The following is a 22130-nucleotide window of genomic DNA, read 5'->3' on the forward strand; positions in this document are numbered from 1 at the left end:
TCGGTAAACTGGATATCAATATCGAGATGAGCCAGTAAGTGATTTTTGTTGTTCTAATGGCGTATTCCATGCTGTCTCATCAAGCAATTGCCACTCAACTGGCCCCTTTGTACCCGCAGGCAAGTTATAGCGTTGCTGCCCTTTTGGTGGAACCATCAGGCGCATAGCCGCATTATCAAACAAATAGTTACCAACTTTTAACCGAGAAAATGTCAACCAAAACGGCGTTGGGTTTTCAGCAACCAGCGTATTACCTTCCAGATGGAAGCGTAATTGTGAGGCAGCACCTGCCACCCCACTGTCCGGCAGGCTGGACGGGCGGTAAAATAGTTTAAGATTACTGACAACAGCTAACGTTAATTGACCGCCGTTTTGCGCCATATTCGCAGGTGTAGATGGGATAGCCTTGGTAGCAATATAAAATACTGACTCCCGATCCTGTGCTAACTCCCCTCCGGTACGCCGAATACGCAAGGTCAAATCACTATTAGGCTCCAGTCGTTGCAGCGGCGGAGTGACAATAAAAGGCATCGGAGTAACGACTTTGCTCTGCGGTGCAACGCTGCCAGTTTGAGGATCCATACTCCGAATCCAAGATTGCATTAAAAAAGGCTGATCACTTTTGTTATAGACGGTTAATGCAACACCCTGACTGGCTTTTTCCGGGTAAATAACCCGCATCACATAAAAGGAAATACCTTTAAGTTCAGCCTGATTTGCGCTCACCGATAAACTGTTCAGCATCAGTAAGCTCCCAATCATTATTAATGACAGGCGAGTCCAGAAACTTTTCATTTACTCTCCAGAAATTATGGCGGTGAATATTCGCATTTCGACGAGAGGATCCCGTAATCGGTAATCACTCGCCAGTCAGCCATTGCCAACGGTGAAATAGCTGGATAAATTTGATTACTGTGAGGGGCAATCATTGCCGGGTGCTGCTCGAAACTAACGGCGCGATGATTAATATTCAATTGCCCCAGCGTTAAAAAATAGGGTGTAGGATTTTCTACAAGGATACCCTCAGCGACTTGGGTAAATTGTAATTTGCAGTAAGCGTCTTCCGGGGTCATATTCAACCCATCGGGGCGATAGAACAGCTTAATCAAAAAACGAATTCCCATTGATAGCTGGGCCTGCTCTGTCAGCTCGGAGGCTTGAGCAGGGATCGCCAGAACAGATAAATAAAACACCGATTCATGTTGCTGCGATAATGTTCCTTTATTCTGGCGTATAATACGCAGCAAATTACGGCTATTAGGCTCCAGCCGAAATAAGGGTGGTGTCACGATAAAGGGTGCTGCTTGCTTATTATCTGGACCCAGTTGAACCAGAGACTGAATTAAATAAGTTTTATCGCCATCATTCTTAACCAGAACAGTGCGCGCCCGATCAGTTTCATTAAATACGACCCGCGTTTGTCCAAGGCTTATTCCGCCATCAGCAGCAAAAACGCTATTTCCCCAGAGGCTAAGAAGTAAGCCACTGATAAGTTGCAAGTCTCGCAAACGAAGGGCTCGAATCATAATGCACTCTTAATCGTAAAGAAAATTGAAGGTAACTCGAGCAATGAGTTTACCGGTGGTTGGATTACAGCCCCCCGAATCAATACAGGATACCCCTGCGGAAAATGCCATAGCGGCACCGGTGGCTGGCGGGACTATTCCTTGAAATTGCAGCTTGTCATCATGGCGAACGGTATTCATGTTTTGAGTTAGCAGCACACCAACCCCTTGAGCGTCTGAGTCAGCGTCACGAAACAGCCATTTGCTGCCACTGCCATCACCATTGCCAGTGACCTGGATAACAGGTTTTTGGCTACCAGGTGCCGTCCCGCTACAATTTTGTACTTTCAGAGAGAAAGTATTGGATGCAGCCACGGCTCCCGATAACAACGCGCTTGTTTGGACGCTCCCCAAATGCAAAAACTCTTGATCTAGCTTAATTTCGCAAGTTCCAGGAACAATGGTGGCACGGAAATCCACTATTTCAGTAGCTTGTACCGGCAGAGCGACTACACAGATGAAAAGGCTCGCAGAACCCGCATTACGGCACCACTTTAGTAAAGGCATCGATACCTCCAAGATCGTTGATCACCCGCCAGCGGACCTCCCCTTGTTTAACTTTGGTCGGGAAGATATGGCTACTGAAAGGGGCAATCATACTGGCTTCGGCGCGCGCCAAAGATAGCGCCTCTCCGGCAAAACTGATGCCCGCAAAGTTAATAAAATAGGGGGAGGCGTTATTAACCTGTAATCCCTCTTTCACTGGGGTAATTTGTAGGTTCTTATGGGCATTGGCGACAGTCGGGGCTAATCCAGCAGGGCGATAAAATAGCTTGATGACGTTCGCAACGCCCAGTTTTACTTCACCACCCACGCTTTGTTGCTGATCTTCTCCTGTTCCTGCAACGCTACTGGGTATAGCCCGAGCATTAATATAGAAAACCGACTCACGATCACTGGGCAAAGCCCCACCATTAGCAGAAATCCGAATTTGGTTGCTACTATTTGGTTCGAGGCGAAATAACGGCGGAGTGACCAAAAAAGGGGCGACTCCTTTCCCATCAATAGAAGCGCTGACTGTGGTCTGTACCAAATAAGGAGCATCTGGTTGCGTATTGCGCAAAGTGAGTGAAACACTCGATGCACCCTGTGGGTAAATCAGCCGAGTGGCACTAATACCAAATCCGCCAGCCTGAACGGTTTGAGTGGCAGTCAAACCAACGAATATCAAAGATAGCGTGCGAAATAAAAATTTCATTACTCAAACTCCTCTTGCCTGATGGCAGGGAGTTATCATCACCTGCCATCAGAAATGGTTAGTTATAAACAAAACTAAATGTAATTGGTGCACTAATCGTTGTATTTTCGATGGCTGATATATTAGTGGTAGCTAACGCGGCACTTAAAGAAATCGATTTTTCAAAATCTCCAGCTCCCGGCGGGTCACCCGCAGTTCCGACAAGAATAGACTCTCCACTTTGTAGGATCTTGCCTGTACCGTTATGTTTGATCATGACACCAACATTAGAACTATTATCGCTGTTAAAGATATTGCTCTCGCCACCACTCAATGTGGTACCCGAAATAAGCAAGCTCGCAGTATCATTCTCAGCCGACGGTGTCCCACAATTCATAAGTCTCACATCAAAATTTTGTGCCGTCTTATCAATAATTTGTGCCGTCTTATCAATAAAAGTATTAGGGGCAGTGAAAACGGCTGCTGTGTGGTTATTCAAATTCAATCGGTCAGTGACCGAGACATCACAGGTTGCAGTTACGATGCTAGCCTCTATCGTTATCATAGCATTACGCCCAGATTCTGCTGCAAAGGCCGTTCCAGCCGAAGCCAGCAATAACAAAGCGGCAGGTGATAAAGTTAAAAGTGTTGTACGCATGTATTTATTCCTCTAATGACACGTTGATTAAGGATTTGAGTGTGTCCTAGAGAGAGCTAAAAATTTAATGATTTAGTCTAATTAAGGTGGAGTTAAGACTCTTCAGGTTTACTTTCAATAAAAATAAATATGTAAAATATTGATTTTAAATGAATTTAACTTCACTCTTAAATGTATTGTTCAACACAGACAATGCAGAATATCAGTCCGAATATGTTTGAAACATGACAGCTAAATCCACCCATTGGGATTATGTGTTGAAGTCAGTTACCTGAGATAGCCCAGCGTTGTGGCCGACATCTTTTCAGGTTCCCTAACCCCAATAGACTGCATAAAGACCATTAACAGATAATGGAGCTTGCACATGGCTGTCTCCTCCAGGGGACATAATCAGTATGCCGGAATGAGTGGTTGGCGTTGACGGGTTACTTACAGGAGGCTGACCAGCAATGATATCCTCAGTATGCTAATAGACCACTATTTCTAAAAAGCTAAACTCTAGCGATCTCTTAAAACCTTAGAGCAGTACACATAGGGCATTGTTTTAGTCGAAATATAATAACTTCCGTTACGATTTTTAGTGAAGAAAGCAGCCATGGGATGATCATCAACTAAATAAAACCTCGATAGCATCAGATCTGAAAATAAAGATTCATTCACATTATTAGTTTCAGTCACCCAGTTTCTCTTCGATGTTAATAACAAATCATCATTAATCGCTGTTACATCAAAAAAGGTTCTACGACTTATCGTGCCTACTTTCTCATTATTTTTATAAACAATGCCATCAATATAGACAATTCCATTTTTATTATTCATAGAAAATTCGACCATAAGTTTTGTCATTAGTCCCAATTCTTCTCTATGAATGGTCAGATTCGCATTACAATTAATAACATCACTTTTATCATATCTAAATTTTAGCAGTAAAAATGAAACGGAATAGACGAACACGATAGACAGTATTATTTTCAATATGAAATAAATTTTATTCACAAGAGCAACATCGTTCATCAAAGCAAAACCTTATTATTTTAAATTAATTTGTTTTTACGTCTATTTAAAAATAGTGATTCTTATTCTTTTCAATCCAGAGGTATAGCCCTTGATTATTAATAACATTGATCTTCCTCATAACATTTCGTTTGTGAGTGCTAATGGTTTTCTCACTTAGATTCAGCAAAAGAGAAGCAGTCTTAGTGGTAATCCCATTATAAAAAAATTTGCAAATTTTTATTTGAGTTGACGTTAATTTAATCACCCCACGATCATTATAAATAACATCATGCCCGTGACCATGCTTTAGCATATTGGCGATTATACATTCAACTTTACGGCTTAATTGATTAATGCTGTCATTCCTAAAAATTACAACTTCCGAAGCCAGTTCTTTTGCCATATGTTTTTTGTCTCTAATTTTAAGAGTAACGCTGACATTCTCACAAAAGGATATAGCGATAAAGCCATCATCAGTTTCATTGTCAAGGCTCGTAGTCTTAACCAATAAACAAACTTTAAGGTGGCTCTTAAATAAATGATACAACCCATACGAAAAAAAATTATTGTGATCAGATATAGTTATCATGCAGCGCATAAAAATGTACTCTTTACTTGAGTTAAAAAATTAGAGCAGCAATTAAAACATAAGCTAAAAAATAATATAAATCATAAGGTCTTAATAAAAATTAATTAATGAAATTATGCAAAGAAGCCTATGTCAAAGTGTCACGCATGCACTATAACATATTGAAATAAAGAGTAATTATGTGATTTTCTTGTATGGAAATTTCACTACAACTGCGGGAGGAAGATGGGTTTTAGTTGAGCGAAATTTAGCCCAGTTAAGACTTGGTTAATATTCAGAATAATGAATATAACCTTAAAAAGAAATAATAAAGATATAGGGTATAGTAAAAAACTGCTTAAATATCGCTATTTAAAATAGTCAAAAATCATGCCGACGTTTAAGCAGAACACCCAATAAACTAATCCTTATTACACAGAAAACTTGCCACACCATTAGACTCAATAATATAATTATTATTGTTAATTCTATAAATAGAAATTAAGAGATTACTACCTACTTGAGACATAAAACTAGGTAGCATCTGCTCAAGGTCAGTTCGGCTCACTTCGTCTGAAAGACTAATCTCAACGCCAGTAAAAGTCAGAATGGTTTTATTATCAATATCAGAGATATTAAATAGTGTCTTCCTGGTTAATTGATAGGGTATGTTATTATTAGTAACAATTCCATTTATTATCATATAACCATTTTTGCTATATAGATTTATTTCAACATTGGACTTGATGTTAAAATTTTTACTATACGTATAATGCACACCATGGCAATTTAGTTTTTTATTGTTGTTATCCGCTAAAAAATAAGCATAAGCAATAGCGGAAACAATCATGATGACTGATATGAAAATCAGTAGTATGTATTTAGTATTTAATTTCATTAAAACCACCATGATTGACGAATATTTCAGTTCTACAATTATTCTTCTTACTATAATTAACTTCAAACTCACAAGAAATGACTGATATTGTAGGGTGTCTTATTGTATAGTTTAAGTAAATATAAGGGTAAGTATTACACTCTAATGATTGGCCACTTAGAAACGTATTAACTTTCTCCTGACTTTCCAAGTTATGTAATTCAGTGCTGGTGAATATACTGCACCCATCAATTTTTGATAAAAATGTGAAGTTTTTAGGATAATCGATTATACGCTTAGGAATACTTTTATGGATAAAATAAAACACAGCGCCAAAGAAAATCAACACAGATGCGAATAGTAATACTATATTATATATTTTATATTTATTTTTGGTTACTAATTTCTCATCTTGCTGCTGAGGGACAATATTCTCGATAATAATTTCATCAACTTCATCTTCAGGGTCAATATCGACTTCGCATTCTGCAACTTTAGTGACCGTAAAGATAAACCCTTTTCCTCTTACAGTCGTGATGGCTTCACCAGACAACCCGATATCTTGCAATGCTTTACGTAATAATGAAATATTTTGATACAGTGTGTTCGGTGTGACATTCACACCATTATCACCCCAAGCAATTGAATACAAATCACTTTGCGATATTATCAAACCAACTCTATTAACAAACGCCTCTAGTAATTGTGCTGTTGGCACGTTGATCTTAATGCGAGCGCCACCCAAAGAGGATGAGAGGATACCACTTTCAGGGTAAAATGTAATATTATCATTTATAGTATAACATTTACTCATGCCAATTATTTCCAATGATACGTATCAAAAATTTATTATAGATAGTCAGCAATAATAATCAATAAAAGAGAACATTGCGATGGCAAATCTACCAAGGGTTAGCAGTTCGTCACAAAGGTTAATCTGACTCGAATTGACAATATCAGATTAAGTAAGATACGACCCATTGAGAGTATTGTGCAGTACCTCTCTGCTAAGACTACTTTTTTCACAGTAAACAGAATGAGTAGCGACAGATGAAATGCAACTTGAACTTACATTTCGTTTCCAGGGTTGAAGAACGACGAGCCAGGATTCTCATCACAATTTTAAATATTACATACCATAACGACTCGAGCAATATAGCAGTTAAATGACATGTGCTATCTAAAGTAAGAACTGTTTGTAAAAATTAAAACCATCAACAATTGTACTCATCAGCAAGTCTACCGTGGCGAGCAATATATAAATGGAATGCTTTTTGTAGATATCCCATAATAGCCCTCCTCTTTTTTCGAGAACGTAATTTGCATTTTTCTATTTGGTGTGGTGTAGAACTCATGGATCATGATTTCATTAATCAAAGTATCATCAATACTATTTACCTCGCTAGCCCAATTATTTACTGACCTTAATAAGAGTATATCATTAATCGAGTAGACGTAAAAAATAATCCTGCGACTAATCACCCCTATACTCTTATGATCCTTATAAAGCTTACCATCAATAGAAACAATACCATTAGTAGAATTGACTGAAAAATCAATGTTAACATTGGCAACCATACCAGGTACATTACTGTGAATGATGACTTCAGCATTACATTTTATTACATTTAATCCTCTCTCTTTTTCATCATTACTGCCTCTTAAAAAGAGAAACAAACAAATAGAGATTATGATAAAAATCAAAATAGAAATCTTCAAATTTTTTTTAATGCAGATGGAGAGTATATTTTTCATAAACATTCTATTTTTATCTCGTAAAGATGATCCTAAATTCCATTATAATTAAGTAGGTACAATTTGTTCGGCTTTTATAACAGCCTTATTATACCGAATCATCTCCATCATGTTATATCACCTTTAAAACTCAGCATCGGTAGAAAGAATTGGATAAATAGATCCTATTGTTAAATTACAGGCTGCAAAGTAATGGCAGCCTGTTGTTAGTATTATCTCGATAGACCTAGTCTAGGCTATCGTTTGGACGAATCCGTTGGCACTGATATTGTCGGGTGTTTGATCCAACCTGACGATGTACCATCATCTTTAGGTAAACTACCAACAAAACTACCATCCTGTTTCGAGCCTGGGTAACTTGGGCTCATATGATTTGGATTGCTTTCTGCAGGCGGCTTACCCGAAGAAACTGGCGCTTTAGACGGCGGTGTAGACTGCCGAATCTCGGATGGCTTAGGGTATGATACTGGCTCATCTCCTGTGGCAGTTTTTTTGATCCATCGAGAAGAGTTTTTATCATCTTTTGGTAAATGACCTTTGAAATCACCACCTAGTTTAGAACCTGGATAACTAGGGCTCATATGATTTGGCTTCTCCTCACCTTTCACTGGTTTTGATGGTCGATTCTTTGGTGGTGTCGGTTTGTCAGTTTCCACCGGAGCGGGTTTCGGTGGTGTCGGTTTGTCAGTTTCCACCGGAGTCGGTTTCGGTGGTGTCGGTTTGTCCGTTTCCACCGGAGTCGGTTTCGGTGGTGTCGGTTTGTCAGTTTCCACCGGAGTGGGCTTCGGTGGTGTTGGTTTGTCCGTTTCCACCGGAGTCGGTTTCGGTGGTGTCGGTTTGTCCGTTTCCACCGGAGTCGGTTTCGGTGGTGTCGGTTTGTCAGTTTCTACCGGAGTCGGTTTCGGTGGTGTCGGTTTGTCAGTTTCTACCGGAGTCGGTTTCGGTGGTGTCGGTTTGTCAGTTTCCACCGGAGTCGGTTTCGGTGGTGTCGGTTTGTCCGTTTTCACCGGCGCGGTTTTCGGTGGTTTTGATGTATTGCCATTTTTTGCCGGTTTATTTGAACTCGATAAACCGCCAGCAGTAAATGAAATACTATTTGATGCTGTAACTTTATCAACATTTACTTGAGAAAGTGTTTCACCATCAGTATTCAGTTCACCTTGTACATTTCCTTTAATATTACCAACATCGATGGTCGCTTTTTGATCTTCCTGATATTCCACTTTTTCCACAGTGTTGTAATAGCCATTGACTGTCGGTAAGCCTGTTTTAGAAATACCACCACCGCCACCACCGTAAGCACCATCTTGATCAATAGTATCTGATAGCTCGACTGCGTTAATATTGCCTGCAACATCTACAGTACCGGTTTTGGAATCAGAAACAATGTGCGCGCCAGTAAGATTGAGGTCCCCTCCTGTAGAGATATTCAGCTCACCAGTGGTATTAATACCGGTCTGGGTCCCTGTAGTCTTCGAATCATAATGTTCGCCACCTTGGCCGTAGTTCCCAGCCAATGTTGGGATAAGTCCTCCATTGGTTGAAACAGCAACCCCGACTGATCCACCCCACTCATTACTATTAGTCTGGTTATTGACCGTATCTTGCACGCTCTGCACATTCAGATCGCCAGTAATATTAAGGTTTGCGGTTTCTGACTGAATATTACCGCCAGCTAAAGTCATATCTCCCCCAGTGTTAATGCTAATATCACTGCTATTAAGGTTGGAGTTAGTATATGTGTGGCTTGAGCCAGTTGAGGTTGAACTGCTGCCATGGTAATCAACAGAAACTCCCGCGCCAGCCCCTGTAGGCGCGGCGGAAGCCCCGGCACTGACGCCCGCTGAGTGGGTATCTTTTTGCGACCAACTCTCAGTTGAGGACTCGGCGGCTAAAATATTCAAATCACCGCCAGTAGTGATCTCTACACTGTCTGCCGATAATTCGACACCTTTTAACGTGGTATCGCCATTACTGGTAATTGATACATTGCCGGCATTTATATTAGTGATGTTTTCACTTTTAGTCGTCGATGAACTACTGGTCGTCGTGGTATCGAATCCAACTGAGACTGAGCCGCCAAGCAAATCATTAAACATAAGGTTAGAAGCACTACCTGCCACTTCTGCCGCCGTTAAACCGGCATCAATTTCTTGCCCGTCATTGCCCTTTTCAACCAAATTACCGACTTTATCAGCAGCATCAGCCACTGAACTATGAGCCTCGCCCTTTACGCCATAAAACGAAACGGTTTCCTCACTCGTTGTTATCACTTCATCTTCATATTTTGTAGACTTGACTTCATCGGCAACAATAGTCAACGCACCTTCAGTGCTAAAATTACCACCGCCGATATCAACCGTGTTTCCCGCTTCTAATGTCATAGAATCGGTAAAGTTAAGTGAAGCATTATTATTTGTCGTCGTTTGCTCAGTATCAACCGTCGTGACGGTTTCTAACCCGGCTTGGAAATTACCAGAGGAAGATGTTGGAGCACGACCAGGCTTGGACCCGGCATTGGTGATATCCGACCCAAGATTATTATGCTCACCGGTGCTGGTACTACTACTTTCCCCATCCAGACCGCTAATATCATAACCTGCCGATTGCCCAAAACCACTCGCGCCTGCACCAAATTTTAGATCAGTGCGTTCAACCGTGGTTTCAGAATAACTGTAATCTTGTGATGTTTGGATGTCTACATCGCCAGCAGCCTTCAATTCACCCGATTGGGCATTATATTCACCACCTTTGAGAACAATATCATTCGCGGAATTAACGGTAAACTTGCCGCCGGCGTTGACCGAACTATCAACACTCGTAGCACTTGAGCTGACAGTTTCTGTCGATTCGTGACTTAGTATCCCCGTAGATTTATGGCTGTATTCATAATTCCCCTCAACCTCATACATATTATTGAAGGTGACATCACCTTCAGTTGAAGTCAGGCTGATATCTTTTTCCGCAGCAATATCAACAGCATTAACTGTGATATCTTTGGCACTCATGTCAATGCTACCACCGGCGGTGACACCATCATTATAATAATGAAGTTCTTGATTACCGGAAACATTAGCGCCTTGGCTGGCAGTAAGCTCAATTGAACCATTATCTGCCTGTAAAGTGAGATCATTACCGGCACTAAGAGCAGCGCCACTGTTGGTTATAGAACCACCACTGGAGACCAATGATAAATCTCCACCTGAAGTGATACCACCATTCATGCCCACACTACTATTATTAATATTGCCTTCTGATTGAATATTAATATTGCCACCGGCACTGATCTGGCCATTAACATTATTAAAGGAGGATGCATCAACATCCATATTACCGCCAGCGTGGACTATGGCGGAACCATCATAGCGGCCACTTTCTAATTGTTCTAACGTAGTTGTTGCGAAATAAATTTTAGGTGTGAGTACATCATGACCATCGATATTTTCTGTCACAAACCAAACAATATCTTTATCCAGTACGGCAATCTGCTCATCAGTTAAAGCTTTACCGACGGTAAAATCTTCTACTCCATTCACAGTTGCAGCATTGGACATTAATTTCTCAACCAACTCGGTGCCATCAACACCATCGCGCACACTGAAAAATGTCCCTACAGACTCATTTAATTGGCGGCGAATAACTTCACTAATAAAATAATTATCGCCCACAACCAAAACAGGTGTTTCTGGTATATAGCCAATTTGGTCAAAGAAATATTGCGAACCAAAGAAAAGGCTCTGATCAATCATCTCAGTTCGAGTTTCATAAAACGGATAAATAGGGTTACTGGCACCATCCCCGACCTTGGCAGTGAAATCAACATCTTTCCATTTCTGGTTAGAAACAAATAACCCCTGAATTTTAGCGAGTTCGGTATAGGTTTTTGTGGTACTTAATCCTTTCGTCAGTTCGGCAATTGTTTTCAACCCAATATTAATTTCATAAGGATTTTGAGTTACCACAACCTCCTTATCACCGATGGCAACTGTTATTTTTTCACCTTCAAGTTTCGCACCGAATAACCCATTGTTAAATGCTCCACCATTGTGAGTCAGATTACCGCCTGCGATAATCCCACCGTTATTATCCGACAAACCATAATCTTTTAAATCTTTCAAAGAAGCATTATTGGAGCCCGTTACCCTGGCCCAATCTTGTGATAGCTTCTCTTGGCTATCAGATAACCACGCATCGCCGAACAATCTTTTCATAACACTGTTTAATTGTTCACTCTGTTTGGCCATTTCTTTTAAGCTATTAAAACTGTTGGACTGAGTATCATATATATATGATCCCTTCCCTGAGACAGATTCCGGACTTCCATCACCGAAATAAAAGTCCAGCAATTGATATAGCGTATTAAACTGAGCATAGCCAGAATCGCCACCTATCACTTTTCTATATACCTCCAGCTCAATCGGGGTACTCAGCGTCTCCGTCAAATAATAGTAAAATGACATTTCATTATATTCTGGTGCATTATTAACAGTTCCAGATATTATCATATCCTTACTTGATTGAATAATGCCACCTGTATTATTTAACGTTTTAGTACTATAAATGTTCTTTTGATTAATGTTTAAATTACCGCCGGATGAGATTTCGGCCATTTTAGTTAATTTAAAATCACCAATCCACGTTGGAATTGAACCTGAGAGTTTTGCGTTATAATATACCAGGCTTATAAAGCCTTGCTTCCATTCATGTGAACCTTCAGCATTTTGTGCAGGGCCTGTAACCCATCCAGGATTATCATACTTACTAATATTATCAATAATTTTAGCATCTAATGCCATATCGCCTTGAGAACGAATATTACCACCATCATTCTTTATATTCTCTGCAACAATATCAATTTTACCCATACTAAGAACATTAGCATTTTCTTCATTTAGAAACTTACCTTTCTCTGCATCAATAATAATATCTTGCGAGGAGAAAATCAAAGCTCCACTACTATTAGTAATATTAATTGCCTTAAGAATGACATCCTTAAGACTCAAAATAGATTGATTACTTGAAATTTTAATGTTCTCATCTGCATTAAGTAGTATGCTTGCAGCACTTTCCAGAATGCGGTCAATAATGATAGAACCCGTAGTCTTAATAGAGAGTTCACCTCTAGCATTAATATCACCACTATCATCATTGTAGCGATAATCTTTAGAGAGAATTAAAGAGAGGTTATTATCGCTAAAAATGTCACCAGATAAATTATTCAAAGATTCAGCTAGCTTAATTAATAAATTTTTAGCCGAATAAATATAACCAACACTGTTATTTAAGTTATCAGCTTGAATATCAATATTATTACCACTGATATTAGAGCCACTGTTATTTACATTTTTTGATCTAATAGAAATATCAGCATCAGAAAATAAGGTCGCTCCATTCAGGTTAGAAATAGAGTCTGACTCCACGGTAAGACCACCAACACCAATAATGATAGCGTCACCAGCAGATGACCCTTTATCACTACTGTTTACAATAGTATTAGCCTCTACGGACAATATCCCTGACGCCTGAATTATCGCATTAATATTATCTAGTTTATTGATGTTTTTGAAGGTGGCGTCACCATCAGAATTAATAATTGCCGCAATGGAATTAATAAAACTACTGACATAACTGACGTATAAATTTCTACCCGCATTAATAACACCGACATTTCCCGTCCCATCACCTATATTGGATAAAACCCCAATATTAGCTAGAGACATATCAGCACCAGAGTAAATAACACCTTTGTTATTTAGATTATCTATATTAGATATCATTAGGCCATTATCTGATGTTATAACACTACTCTTATCGTTTATAACACTATTAATAAGTTCTAGTTTTAACCATTCTCCCAATGCTGAAATATAACTTCCACCGGAATTTTCCACATTGGCAACAGAATGAATATCAATATTATTCGCGATTATCCCTGAACCAGAATATTGGGTGGTCCCAGTTCCTGTATTAAATAGATTAGTACTATTATTTATGCTTACAGTTCCATCTGCATTAATAAATCCATCTACATTCTTTATCGTTTCTATATTACTCAAATTAATATCACCAGAGGCGAGTATAGATGAGTTCTGATTAATTAATTCTGACGAATGGCTAATTGACAACTGGTCAGCCGCGAGTATTTTTGCTTCATCAGTATTTTTAATGCTATCAATATTCGTTAATATAATATCGTTCGCTTGAATGAGTGACGAACTACCTTTGTTATTTAACTCTTTAATGTCATCAAGCTTAAGTGAGCTTTCTGAAATTAGTTTTGCATTATTACTATTTGTAATAGTGTTAGCGTTACTAATTTCAATAGCACCACCTTGAATTAAACTGTTATTATTATTTATATTAACTGCATGCACCCCACTGTTATTTATTTTTAGATTAGCACCTGAGAGTATACTACCCCCATTTTGATTATTAACCTCCTTACTGATATTTAGTGATAAATCTTTAGCTGCTGTGATATCGCCACTATTGAAAACACTTTCTGTTGTTATATCAATAGATTCTTCTGAGTTAATTACCCCGGTATTTTCCAATAAACCGCCATCACTAACCTGGCGAATAGCAACATTTTTACCGGACAATACACCACTATTAATGGCACTTCCATTGACAATGGAAACATCTAACATTGAGGCAGCTGAGACAATTCTCCCACTATTATTAATACTATTTGACTTAATGGTATTGTTTTTATCAGCTTGCAGTAATCCTTTATTAATTAAAGATCCGAGAATAAGATTTGCGTCTTGCTCAGTATATAAAACACCTTTATTATGTAAATCATTAGCGACAATGCTCAGCGGACCACTCGCATTGACAACACCATCATTGTCAAATAGTTCGTTAATAGTGAAGCTTAACGTCCCCTTCTGGCTATTAACTCCCGCACCTTGATTTAAAAATGAATTAGCATTAACTATAACATTTCCTGACTGACTGCTAATAGCAGCATCAGAACTTATAGTTGCGGAGTCAATAGTTTCGCCGTTAATCGATACAATATAATTACCATCCACAAGGGATATAATTGCATTCTCTATTTTTTTACCTGAAGCATCAAGAGCGAAAAGTGTCCCTGTTATTTTATATTCACCCTTAACATCAATGAAAATGGATGTTACATCTATTTTGTCACTATCACCGCTCATTGCAAAAATACGTGCTGCATTTTGCAACAATGAATCAGCAGTAATTCTAATATTGCCATTTTTTGATACTGCATCAGCACTGAGTTTAGCTTGAGATAAAGCTCTAATAATTAGATCGCCATTACTAATAACACCACCAAAGCCTGTATCTTCATTAACTGAAATATCGATATTGTTGCCGGATAAATTAACATCACCTGACTTGCTGCTAATTGCTGTCAGTGCTAAATCACCATCGGCCGATATCTCAACAGTCTGATTACCGACTAAGCTACCTTTATGTCTAACCCCAACACCGCTTTCGGTACTGATTAGCTGTATTCTTCCCCCATACATGGAACCCAATGAACTGCCATCAATAGCAACTTTAGGGGTATCTGCAGCCGATAAGTTACGAATCTGGTGCTGTCGCGTTTGTGTGTCGTAAGTATTTAGCCCCGCAACAACTTTAATGTCGGCATTCCCAGAGACTTCACCATCGAGTTTTACCGTACGGCTGATCATATCAAAGTGGGTTAATCCTTCAGTAGATAGGCCCTGTCCTTCTACTGCAATCATACCCTTATTAACATTTAATTGAATATTACCATTCTCACCATATTCCACTCGACCTGTACTGAGAGTTAAGTTATTCGCATTAATGGTTGATACGCCATTCACAGAAATGCCATTTTCATTTGCAATGATAAGGTCAGCTTTTTTCCCAAACACTTCCATTGTGCCATTCAAATACGATCCCTTAGCACCCGTAACTTCACTAATGATAGCGCTAGCTTCTTGTTGTAGCTGACCGTTTTTAATTATATAACCACCGATACTACTAACACCATCCTGCATGCTGTTATTAAAAATCAAACCATCTGGGCCAACATTAAAGTCATCAAACTTATTGTGAGAAATCCCATTACCGTTTGGATTAATAATATTTACTGTCGGTGTTCCATTGGCTGACTCTGAAATCGTTGGCGCATTTGAACTTGTATCGGGAACTAAGTTTGCATAAGACAAACTGGGCAATACTGCAACCAATGCCAAATAAATAGGGCACAACTTTTTATGTAAATTTTCTTGAGTTAGTTTCCCAATAAAAGATGATGCAGAATTATTGGTCTTACCTTTATTTTTGCTCATGCGTAAAGCTCCTGCAGTTTGCTGGATATAACTTTATTAAGATGGAATTTCTTATTTATTTAGAATCGTAAATCAAACCTGTAACTTAGTGTTCTAGAATCAATATCAGAATTCCTTAATGTTGATGGTTTGGTTAGAGGATAACCCAATGTTAATGAAGTGGAGAAATGACTACCTACAGCCTTAAGGCCAAGAGCAGCTCCAGTTAAATACTCTGCAGGGCACGAGCCCATATCATCAGTACAGTTGTTTTTAATAAAACCAAGATCATAGCCAGCAAAAGGCGACACCTGCCATATCCCCAATTTATTGATAGCAATCGGCAGCTGAACTGTATTGGAAATGTAACCACCGCTATGTCCCGATACTGAACTTTCTTTGTAACCACGAACGGTATATTCATCACCAATTGATTGTTTACCATCACTCACTAATATATCTTTTGTAAATTGAAATCCTGAGTTAACTTCATATGATAAACTCACTGGACCATATTGGGCCAATGACTTAGACCAGCTAATGATGCCATTATATTTTATGTAGTTTAGATCAAACCCCTTTAGGTCAGGTTCATTTTTCCATGCTGCACCAAACCAGGGAACACCCGCAGTCGAACTCAGATCCCAAAATAAACCGCCCCCCCAAAGTGTGCCAACCCGAGTTACCCCAAGGGCAATACTGCTGTATTTTTTACTACTAACACCTATTTTTATATCTTCTATTTTATTAGTATTATCGCGGCCTTCAACTTTTGTATAAGCACTAAACTTCCCCACTGCGTCTCGAAAAATAACGCGGCTTAATTTAGTAGAAGCCCGCTGGGAAGTACCTTCACTATGATAGCCACCAAAGTATCCACCAATAACCTTCTCATATTCAGAACGATATAAGGAAGCATCTAGCAACCAATAGCCAAGTGGTAAACTGTAATTCATAGACCAAGAACTTTGACTATCGGTTTTGGCATACAAATCATTGTAAGCATAATAGAAAGATAAAGAGTCATTAAATCCGGAAAAATTATTTACGGTCAAAGTCGAATTGTATTGATGCCAACCATCATCTTCACGGCCTGAGTTATTCATCCCTACAGAGAGTGAAATAGGAAAATAACTTGAATTACTGAGATCTAAAGTTGAGTAGCCAAAGTCATCCGATGGAACAATTTGTAATTTATCAGTCCTTGAAACTCGAAGTAAGTTATCCAACCCTTGGTCAATATCTGACATTTTAAGCTTATTCCCTTGGGCAAAAGGAATTGCACTAAACAGCCTGGTTTTTTCAAAGAATGTGGGTGGATTCCCCTCGACACTAAACCCTGAAATCTTCCCCCATAATACCTCTAATTTAAGTATCCCCTCACGTAAACTACCCGGTTGAACAGTCACCAGCGTTGTCGCATAACCCTTGCCAACATAGAAATTGGTCAAATCCTTAACCAATTCCATTATCTCCTTTTGTCCCATCTCAGTATCTAAGAATTGCATAATAATCTTCTGCCTTTGTGGTGAATTGGCATAGATATCATCGTTTTCAATACTAATATGATGAATAAAAAACGTATATTTTGACTTCAAAAGATTATCCTCATGCTGCTCATTGAGAATATTATTCTGACGTCTTATTTCGCTCTCTCTACGTTTTTCATCTTGAATCATTGAGCGTGTACGGCTACGTTCCAGTCTATCTAATTCTCTGGATGCGTTTGATGCTTGAGTATTTAATTGTGGTGGCTGTATTTGAGCATTAACCTGTGCGCACATAAATGCGAATGGCGCGACAATGCAGCCTGTTAAATACATCCTATTAATAATAACCATTCTGACGATACCAAACATGATATTACTCTATCGTTAAATTGAAATAAACTTGGCCAGCAACATTTCCTGATGTGATGTTTTTCCTATCTGAATCCACTATGTATATTTGAGCAAAATAGTTCAGATCTTTATGTTCATCTACGTTAAATATAATTTCTGATGATTTTGTACCATCCACCTGTTGAGCAATAATCCTATTCCCAGTTAACATCCTTGTCCCTATTCCTTTCGCACCACCATTTTCAACGGGAATAGTATTTTGGATAACCCCTCTAGAGGAGCCGACAGGTTGTTGTTCAACAGTGGTAAATGCTATTTTTACAGAAGACGCCTGTGGACAATATACTGAGATTGAAAATGGAATTGGAGTTCCATGTTTACTACCTGTATTGAAATCAGAAAGAGGATAACTGCCCAAATCAATATTTAAATTTGAATTTGCGATCATGCAGGAACGTACAACAACTGAAGTATTGGCTGTTAACACTATAGATAATAATGTTAGACTATTGCTTGCCTCCTCAGCTGCAGTAAGGACAACCTTTGCAATTTCACCCTGGGGGATATCTCCTGCTGTTATTTTTCCGGTTTGAATAAATTCGATTAATAAACTGTCGTTATTTATGGTGCAAGGCGATTGACAATCTTGAATCGTTGGAAAATAAGTAGCATCACGGCTAACGGGCCATTTTATTCTGATTCCTACACCACCAATTTCAGTACTGTATACATCAGGAAGAGCTGATAAAGAATTACCGCGCGTATAAGTAGACGTTAGGCGGGTTTTTACCCCCCCCCCACAGGTATAATTTAATGTATTAACGGGAATAAGCCGCGATCCGAGAACAGAACCTATTGCTCCATTTTCTGCTGGGTTAAGAACCAATTGAGGCATAGCAACCGTTGCTACATTTCCCGAACAGGTTGCAGCTATTACACTCGAACTCATCCAACCTAACGACAAAGCAATAAGGGTTAACATCCTAATAATTAACATATAACATTCACCTCAATTAGGTTAGCTACTTTCATTACGACAAATAGTGTTGACGATTTTTATGTTTTCATAGTCAGAATAGAGTTCAGGTATATAGTTGATAAAACATTTCTGTATGCCTTCTTTACTGTTCCAAACAATAGTAATACTCTGCGATTTCTCACTCGAGAGAATGATATTCCCACCTTGACCAACCACACCTAGTGAATCACCAGCAGCATTATAGGCGTTGGCACCAAAGGGGATATAGTGTCCTTCTTCATTCTTAATCTTAAGAATTTGGTTATTAATATTTTTAGTATCAAACTTAACTAATACAGAAGCACCTGCTGTTGGCACTATTTTAATTCTATCCTCTTCAATCTCTATATTAGTTGGCATATCTTTTACATTAAGAGAGATATCATTATATTGGAATGGTGACAAATACGGTAAAATAGCATATCCATTTTTAGCTACCCGTGCATTTGTATAAGGATAAATACTGGCTCCAGTCGCACCTTTGGCTTCAATAATACCCAAGGTATCGCTAATAGAATGCGATAGGTTCACTCCGCCGGCATGCACGACAATACCACTACTTAAATTTACTGAAGCCATAGAGTTCGATCTACCTTGGCTATAACCAAGATTTATTAATGATGTGTTACCACTATATCCACCGTTAATGCCGAAATTGCGATCACTATTGCTTGTTCCATCGATCCAAGATCCATAGCTATATTCTTGATGTTCGCCAACAGTACCACTAATCGCTGTTTTTAATCGGGACTCGCGATCATTATGACTTATTGTCGACGTTAATCTTGGCCTATTACGATGACTTGAAGTCGTATCTAATGGAATGCTGAGTGATAAACGTAAGGTATTCTCACCATTACCATAGCGATTATTTAACCGATTAAAACCTAAGCTATAATTGACGGACCCTACCGAGTTTGCATAGCCAACTTGGTAGTTTAACGTATTCTTCTCATTAACATCTTTATGCCAGTATCGACCATAGTAGGTTGTTAAAAAGAGGCTTCCCCACCCAGGGGATAGATTTTGATTTATATTTGCTTCAAGTACTTCGCGATAATTTTCAGTACGAATACCTTTGCCACTCTTTTGGGCCTCAACAGTATTAAGCGCATCCATTAATGTAAAATAATTACTACTTGAGTAGCGATATGCCATTAAGCTAAAATTAGTTTTTGTTGGTTCAACGACCTTCGCCAGGCTTACTTTAAAACTCATATTGCAAAATGTAGAGTCACATTGCGATTCATCATCTGCTTTAACTGAAGTTGAAGAACGTGTCGCATCAAAACTTAACGCACCGACTGGTGTATTAAATGCAACCCCACCAAGCAATGCAAAATAATCAGTTGATATAGTTTTCTGTATACCACCATAGCCAGTAATATAATTATTAAATCCATATTGATAGCTCCCCTCAAATAACATGGGTGGATCACTAAGGTTTGAGCTTCTTATCTCACCTACTGTGGCCGTGTATCTTGAGTATCCTTCACGTAAAAGTTGAGGAATACTAGAATAAGGTACAACTTGTACTCTTATATTTCCGCTTGCTTCTCTGATAGTTACTTCAAGATTCCCACCATAACCGGCTGTATTTAAATCATTTATAATAAACTCGCCAGGGGGAACATTTGTTTCATGGATAACATTGCCATTTTGTCGGATGGTGACCAAGGCATTACTGTCGGCGACCCCTCTGATTACTGGTGCATATCCCCGCATAGAATTTGGCAGCATGCGATCATCAGTATATAGGCTGGCCCCTCGAAGTGGCGTGGTATTAAACATAGCCCCAGTAGTATTCACATCTCCAAAGATAAATTGTGACTGATTGGCCGCGAATGATCTCTGTATATAAGCAGATTGGTTATTCCACGTTACACTTTCATCGCTACTACTATTTGCCATACCATTAGTATAAAATCGCCATGGTCCTAGCTTTGCTGATGTATTCAAGCTGCCATAATAGAATTGTTTGTTTTTTTTATGATCATTATATTCAGATGAGTTTTTATAATTAGATGCATTCAAACTATAAGCTAAGGTTAATGCTGGGACACCCTCATCCCATAACTCTGGTCTAATATATCCATTAGGCATACTCTCCACATAGACCTGTGGTATCGTCAGATATAGCTTCTGATCGCCATCGTCAAAAGTTATTGTTGCATCTGGGATAATATCGTTAATTAAGATGCAACCATTGCTTTGCCAGTCCTGAGGGAGCATGCTCAGTCTTACACCAAAAGCCAGTATATCTTTCGGAGTGAAACAAGGTTGAACACCTTGTTCTTTATCTGTTTCAATAAAGTTTACATTTAAACTTTCAATATTTTTTGAGTTTAAATTCATTTCTACATAATACTTTCCAGCTTTTACTGTATCTTCACCATCAAAATCCTCTAAATTAATCCCATGCTCATAAAACTTCATAAAGCCAGACTTAAATTTAACCTGTCCCTGTGGAATAGAATTATATTTCCCCACAGCAAATGACTGTAGTGGGAAAAAACATAGGGTAATACCAAAAATGAAAAATTTCATTGTAATCATAGCGCCTGTATTGTTATTTTATATTTAATTTATTATTCTAATATTATTTCCTTTTCTACAAATGCACCTAAATCAGTAATATAACTATAAAATAACTTAATAGGCTGATTACTAAGGTCTGTAACCTTAAAATCAAATTCATAGTTCGAATAAGGAAGGATCATCCCTCCCGTTAAATCAATTTTCTTGCTGCCATCAGTTACTACAAATTTACCGATTGATATGTGATACGGTGACTTATTCTCACCTTTGATATTAATCGCCTTACCTGTCCTTTTTGCCACCCAACTAACACTTTCTGCCGCAACTCTTGGATCTGAAGATAAGCCTATCGGACGATATAAGAACTTTAAGCGTGTACGAAATGCAAGGTTTAGCTTATTTTTTGCATTATCGTTTTCCACCTCTGGGGGTATATCAAGCACATTTATCCAGAGCAATGTCTCTCTATCACGGGGAAACTTTGCTTTTGCTTCTTCTGTTTTAAAAACTCTAAACGACTTTCCTTTCCCCGCATTTATTCGCGAAACTGGAGGGCTAATAACAAAAGGCAAATCTTCTTTTTCCACATCACCAGAATCCATGGAATCCCTGGAATCCCTATCGGATTCTAACCACACTTGGACTAATGAGGGCAGATCCCCAATATTATTGACTCTAATAACTTGTTCTTTACTTTTTTCATCAAAAATTATTCGCGTTGCCATAATTTGAATAGAGGCATAGGCCGAATATCCTCCACACGCAAAAAACCCTATTAGAAGTATTTTTAATAACTTCATTTCCTACATCCTAAAACCATTGGAAAAATAATCATCGGGGACTGGCTCTTAAAGAGCA

General features: G+C 38.7%; 15 protein-coding genes. All 15 read right to left on the reverse strand.

Annotated features, from left to right (window positions below):
- Nucleotides 1-15 precede the first annotated feature (15 nt).
- Entirely contained in the window at nucleotides 16-795 is a 780-nt protein-coding gene (locus V1956_RS18995) for a fimbrial biogenesis chaperone (protein WP_372558299.1), read from the reverse strand.
- A gap of 14 nt (nucleotides 796-809) precedes the next feature.
- Nucleotides 810-1526, reverse strand: a complete 717-nt coding sequence (locus V1956_RS19000) for a fimbrial biogenesis chaperone (protein ID WP_442825484.1) — start codon at nucleotides 1524-1526, stop codon at nucleotides 810-812.
- Between the two features lie 9 nt (nucleotides 1527-1535).
- Nucleotides 1536-2072, reverse strand: coding sequence for a fimbrial protein (locus tag V1956_RS19005; protein WP_420075287.1), 537 nt, complete (start codon nucleotides 2070-2072; stop codon nucleotides 1536-1538).
- Nucleotides 2047-2763, reverse strand: a complete 717-nt coding sequence (locus V1956_RS19010) for a fimbrial biogenesis chaperone (protein WP_420072231.1) — start codon at nucleotides 2761-2763, stop codon at nucleotides 2047-2049. Before V1956_RS19010 ends, V1956_RS19005 begins: the two co-directional genes overlap by 26 nt.
- 58 nt (nucleotides 2764-2821) lie before the next feature.
- A complete protein-coding gene (locus V1956_RS19015; protein WP_442825485.1) occupies nucleotides 2822-3400 on the reverse strand; it encodes a fimbrial protein in 579 nt (192 codons plus the stop codon).
- 498 nt (nucleotides 3401-3898) lie between these two features.
- The gene (locus tag V1956_RS19020) at nucleotides 3899-4414 is read right to left on the reverse strand and encodes a hypothetical protein (RefSeq protein ID WP_442825486.1); all 516 of its coding nucleotides are present in this window, start codon (nucleotides 4412-4414) and stop codon (nucleotides 3899-3901) included.
- Nucleotides 4415-4460: 46 nt separating this feature from the next.
- Complete coding sequence (locus V1956_RS19025; RefSeq protein ID WP_442825487.1) at nucleotides 4461-4904, reverse strand: helix-turn-helix transcriptional regulator; 444 nt, start codon at nucleotides 4902-4904, stop codon at nucleotides 4461-4463.
- Between the two features lie 481 nt (nucleotides 4905-5385).
- Nucleotides 5386-5862: a hypothetical protein gene (locus tag V1956_RS19030; protein ID WP_372558293.1), complete on the reverse strand. Its 477-nt coding sequence runs from the start codon at nucleotides 5860-5862 to the stop codon at nucleotides 5386-5388.
- The gene (locus tag V1956_RS19035; RefSeq protein ID WP_372558292.1) at nucleotides 5846-6655 is read right to left on the reverse strand and encodes a winged helix-turn-helix domain-containing protein; all 810 of its coding nucleotides are present in this window, start codon (nucleotides 6653-6655) and stop codon (nucleotides 5846-5848) included. The genes V1956_RS19030 and V1956_RS19035 overlap by 17 nt, the downstream gene beginning before the upstream one ends.
- A 425-nt stretch (nucleotides 6656-7080) precedes the next feature.
- On the reverse strand, nucleotides 7081-7596 hold the full coding sequence (locus tag V1956_RS19040; RefSeq protein ID WP_372558291.1) for a hypothetical protein: 516 nt from the start codon (nucleotides 7594-7596) through the stop codon (nucleotides 7081-7083).
- A gap of 236 nt (nucleotides 7597-7832) precedes the next feature.
- Entirely contained in the window at nucleotides 7833-15896 is an 8064-nt protein-coding gene (locus tag V1956_RS19045; protein ID WP_442825488.1) for a two-partner secretion domain-containing protein, read from the reverse strand.
- 59 nt (nucleotides 15897-15955) lie between these two features.
- On the reverse strand, nucleotides 15956-17734 hold the full coding sequence (locus V1956_RS19050) for a ShlB/FhaC/HecB family hemolysin secretion/activation protein (RefSeq protein ID WP_442825489.1): 1779 nt from the start codon (nucleotides 17732-17734) through the stop codon (nucleotides 15956-15958).
- A gap of 4 nt (nucleotides 17735-17738) precedes the next feature.
- Complete coding sequence (locus V1956_RS19055; RefSeq protein ID WP_442825490.1) at nucleotides 17739-18713, reverse strand: fimbrial protein; 975 nt, start codon at nucleotides 18711-18713, stop codon at nucleotides 17739-17741.
- Between the two features lie 21 nt (nucleotides 18714-18734).
- The gene (locus tag V1956_RS19060; protein WP_442825491.1) at nucleotides 18735-21281 is read right to left on the reverse strand and encodes a fimbria/pilus outer membrane usher protein; all 2547 of its coding nucleotides are present in this window, start codon (nucleotides 21279-21281) and stop codon (nucleotides 18735-18737) included.
- Nucleotides 21282-21322: 41 nt separating this feature from the next.
- Entirely contained in the window at nucleotides 21323-22072 is a 750-nt protein-coding gene (locus V1956_RS19065; protein ID WP_442825492.1) for a fimbrial biogenesis chaperone, read from the reverse strand.
- Nucleotides 22073-22130: the final 58 nt, after the last annotated feature.

The sequence above is a fragment of the Yersinia sp. 2540 StPb PI genome (genome assembly GCF_052217165.1).
GTDB lineage: Bacteria > Pseudomonadota > Gammaproteobacteria > Enterobacterales > Enterobacteriaceae > Yersinia > Yersinia enterocolitica_E.

Coding starts and splice junctions, on each gene's coding strand:
- V1956_RS18995 (WP_372558299.1), bottom strand. CDS start 795: ATGAAAAGTTTCTGGACTCGCCTGTCATTAATAATGATTGGGAGCTTA.
- V1956_RS19000 (WP_442825484.1), bottom strand. CDS start 1,526: ATGATTCGAGCCCTTCGTTTGCGAGACTTGCAACTTATCAGTGGCTTA.
- V1956_RS19005 (WP_420075287.1), bottom strand. CDS start 2,072: ATGCCTTTACTAAAGTGGTGCCGTAATGCGGGTTCTGCGAGCCTTTTC.
- V1956_RS19010 (WP_420072231.1), bottom strand. CDS start 2,763: ATGAAATTTTTATTTCGCACGCTATCTTTGATATTCGTTGGTTTGACT.
- V1956_RS19015 (WP_442825485.1), bottom strand. CDS start 3,400: ATGCGTACAACACTTTTAACTTTATCACCTGCCGCTTTGTTATTGCTG.
- V1956_RS19020 (WP_442825486.1), bottom strand. CDS start 4,414: ATGAACGATGTTGCTCTTGTGAATAAAATTTATTTCATATTGAAAATA.
- V1956_RS19030 (WP_372558293.1), bottom strand. CDS start 5,862: ATGAAATTAAATACTAAATACATACTACTGATTTTCATATCAGTCATC.
- V1956_RS19035 (WP_372558292.1), bottom strand. CDS start 6,655: ATGAGTAAATGTTATACTATAAATGATAATATTACATTTTACCCTGAA.
- V1956_RS19040 (WP_372558291.1), bottom strand. CDS start 7,596: ATGAAAAATATACTCTCCATCTGCATTAAAAAAAATTTGAAGATTTCT.
- V1956_RS19045 (WP_442825488.1), bottom strand. CDS start 15,896: ATGAGCAAAAATAAAGGTAAGACCAATAATTCTGCATCATCTTTTATT.
- V1956_RS19050 (WP_442825489.1), bottom strand. CDS start 17,734: ATGTTTGGTATCGTCAGAATGGTTATTATTAATAGGATGTATTTAACA.
- V1956_RS19055 (WP_442825490.1), bottom strand. CDS start 18,713: ATGTTAATTATTAGGATGTTAACCCTTATTGCTTTGTCGTTAGGTTGG.
- V1956_RS19060 (WP_442825491.1), bottom strand. CDS start 21,281: ATGAAATTTTTCATTTTTGGTATTACCCTATGTTTTTTCCCACTACAG.
- V1956_RS19065 (WP_442825492.1), bottom strand. CDS start 22,072: ATGAAGTTATTAAAAATACTTCTAATAGGGTTTTTTGCGTGTGGAGGA.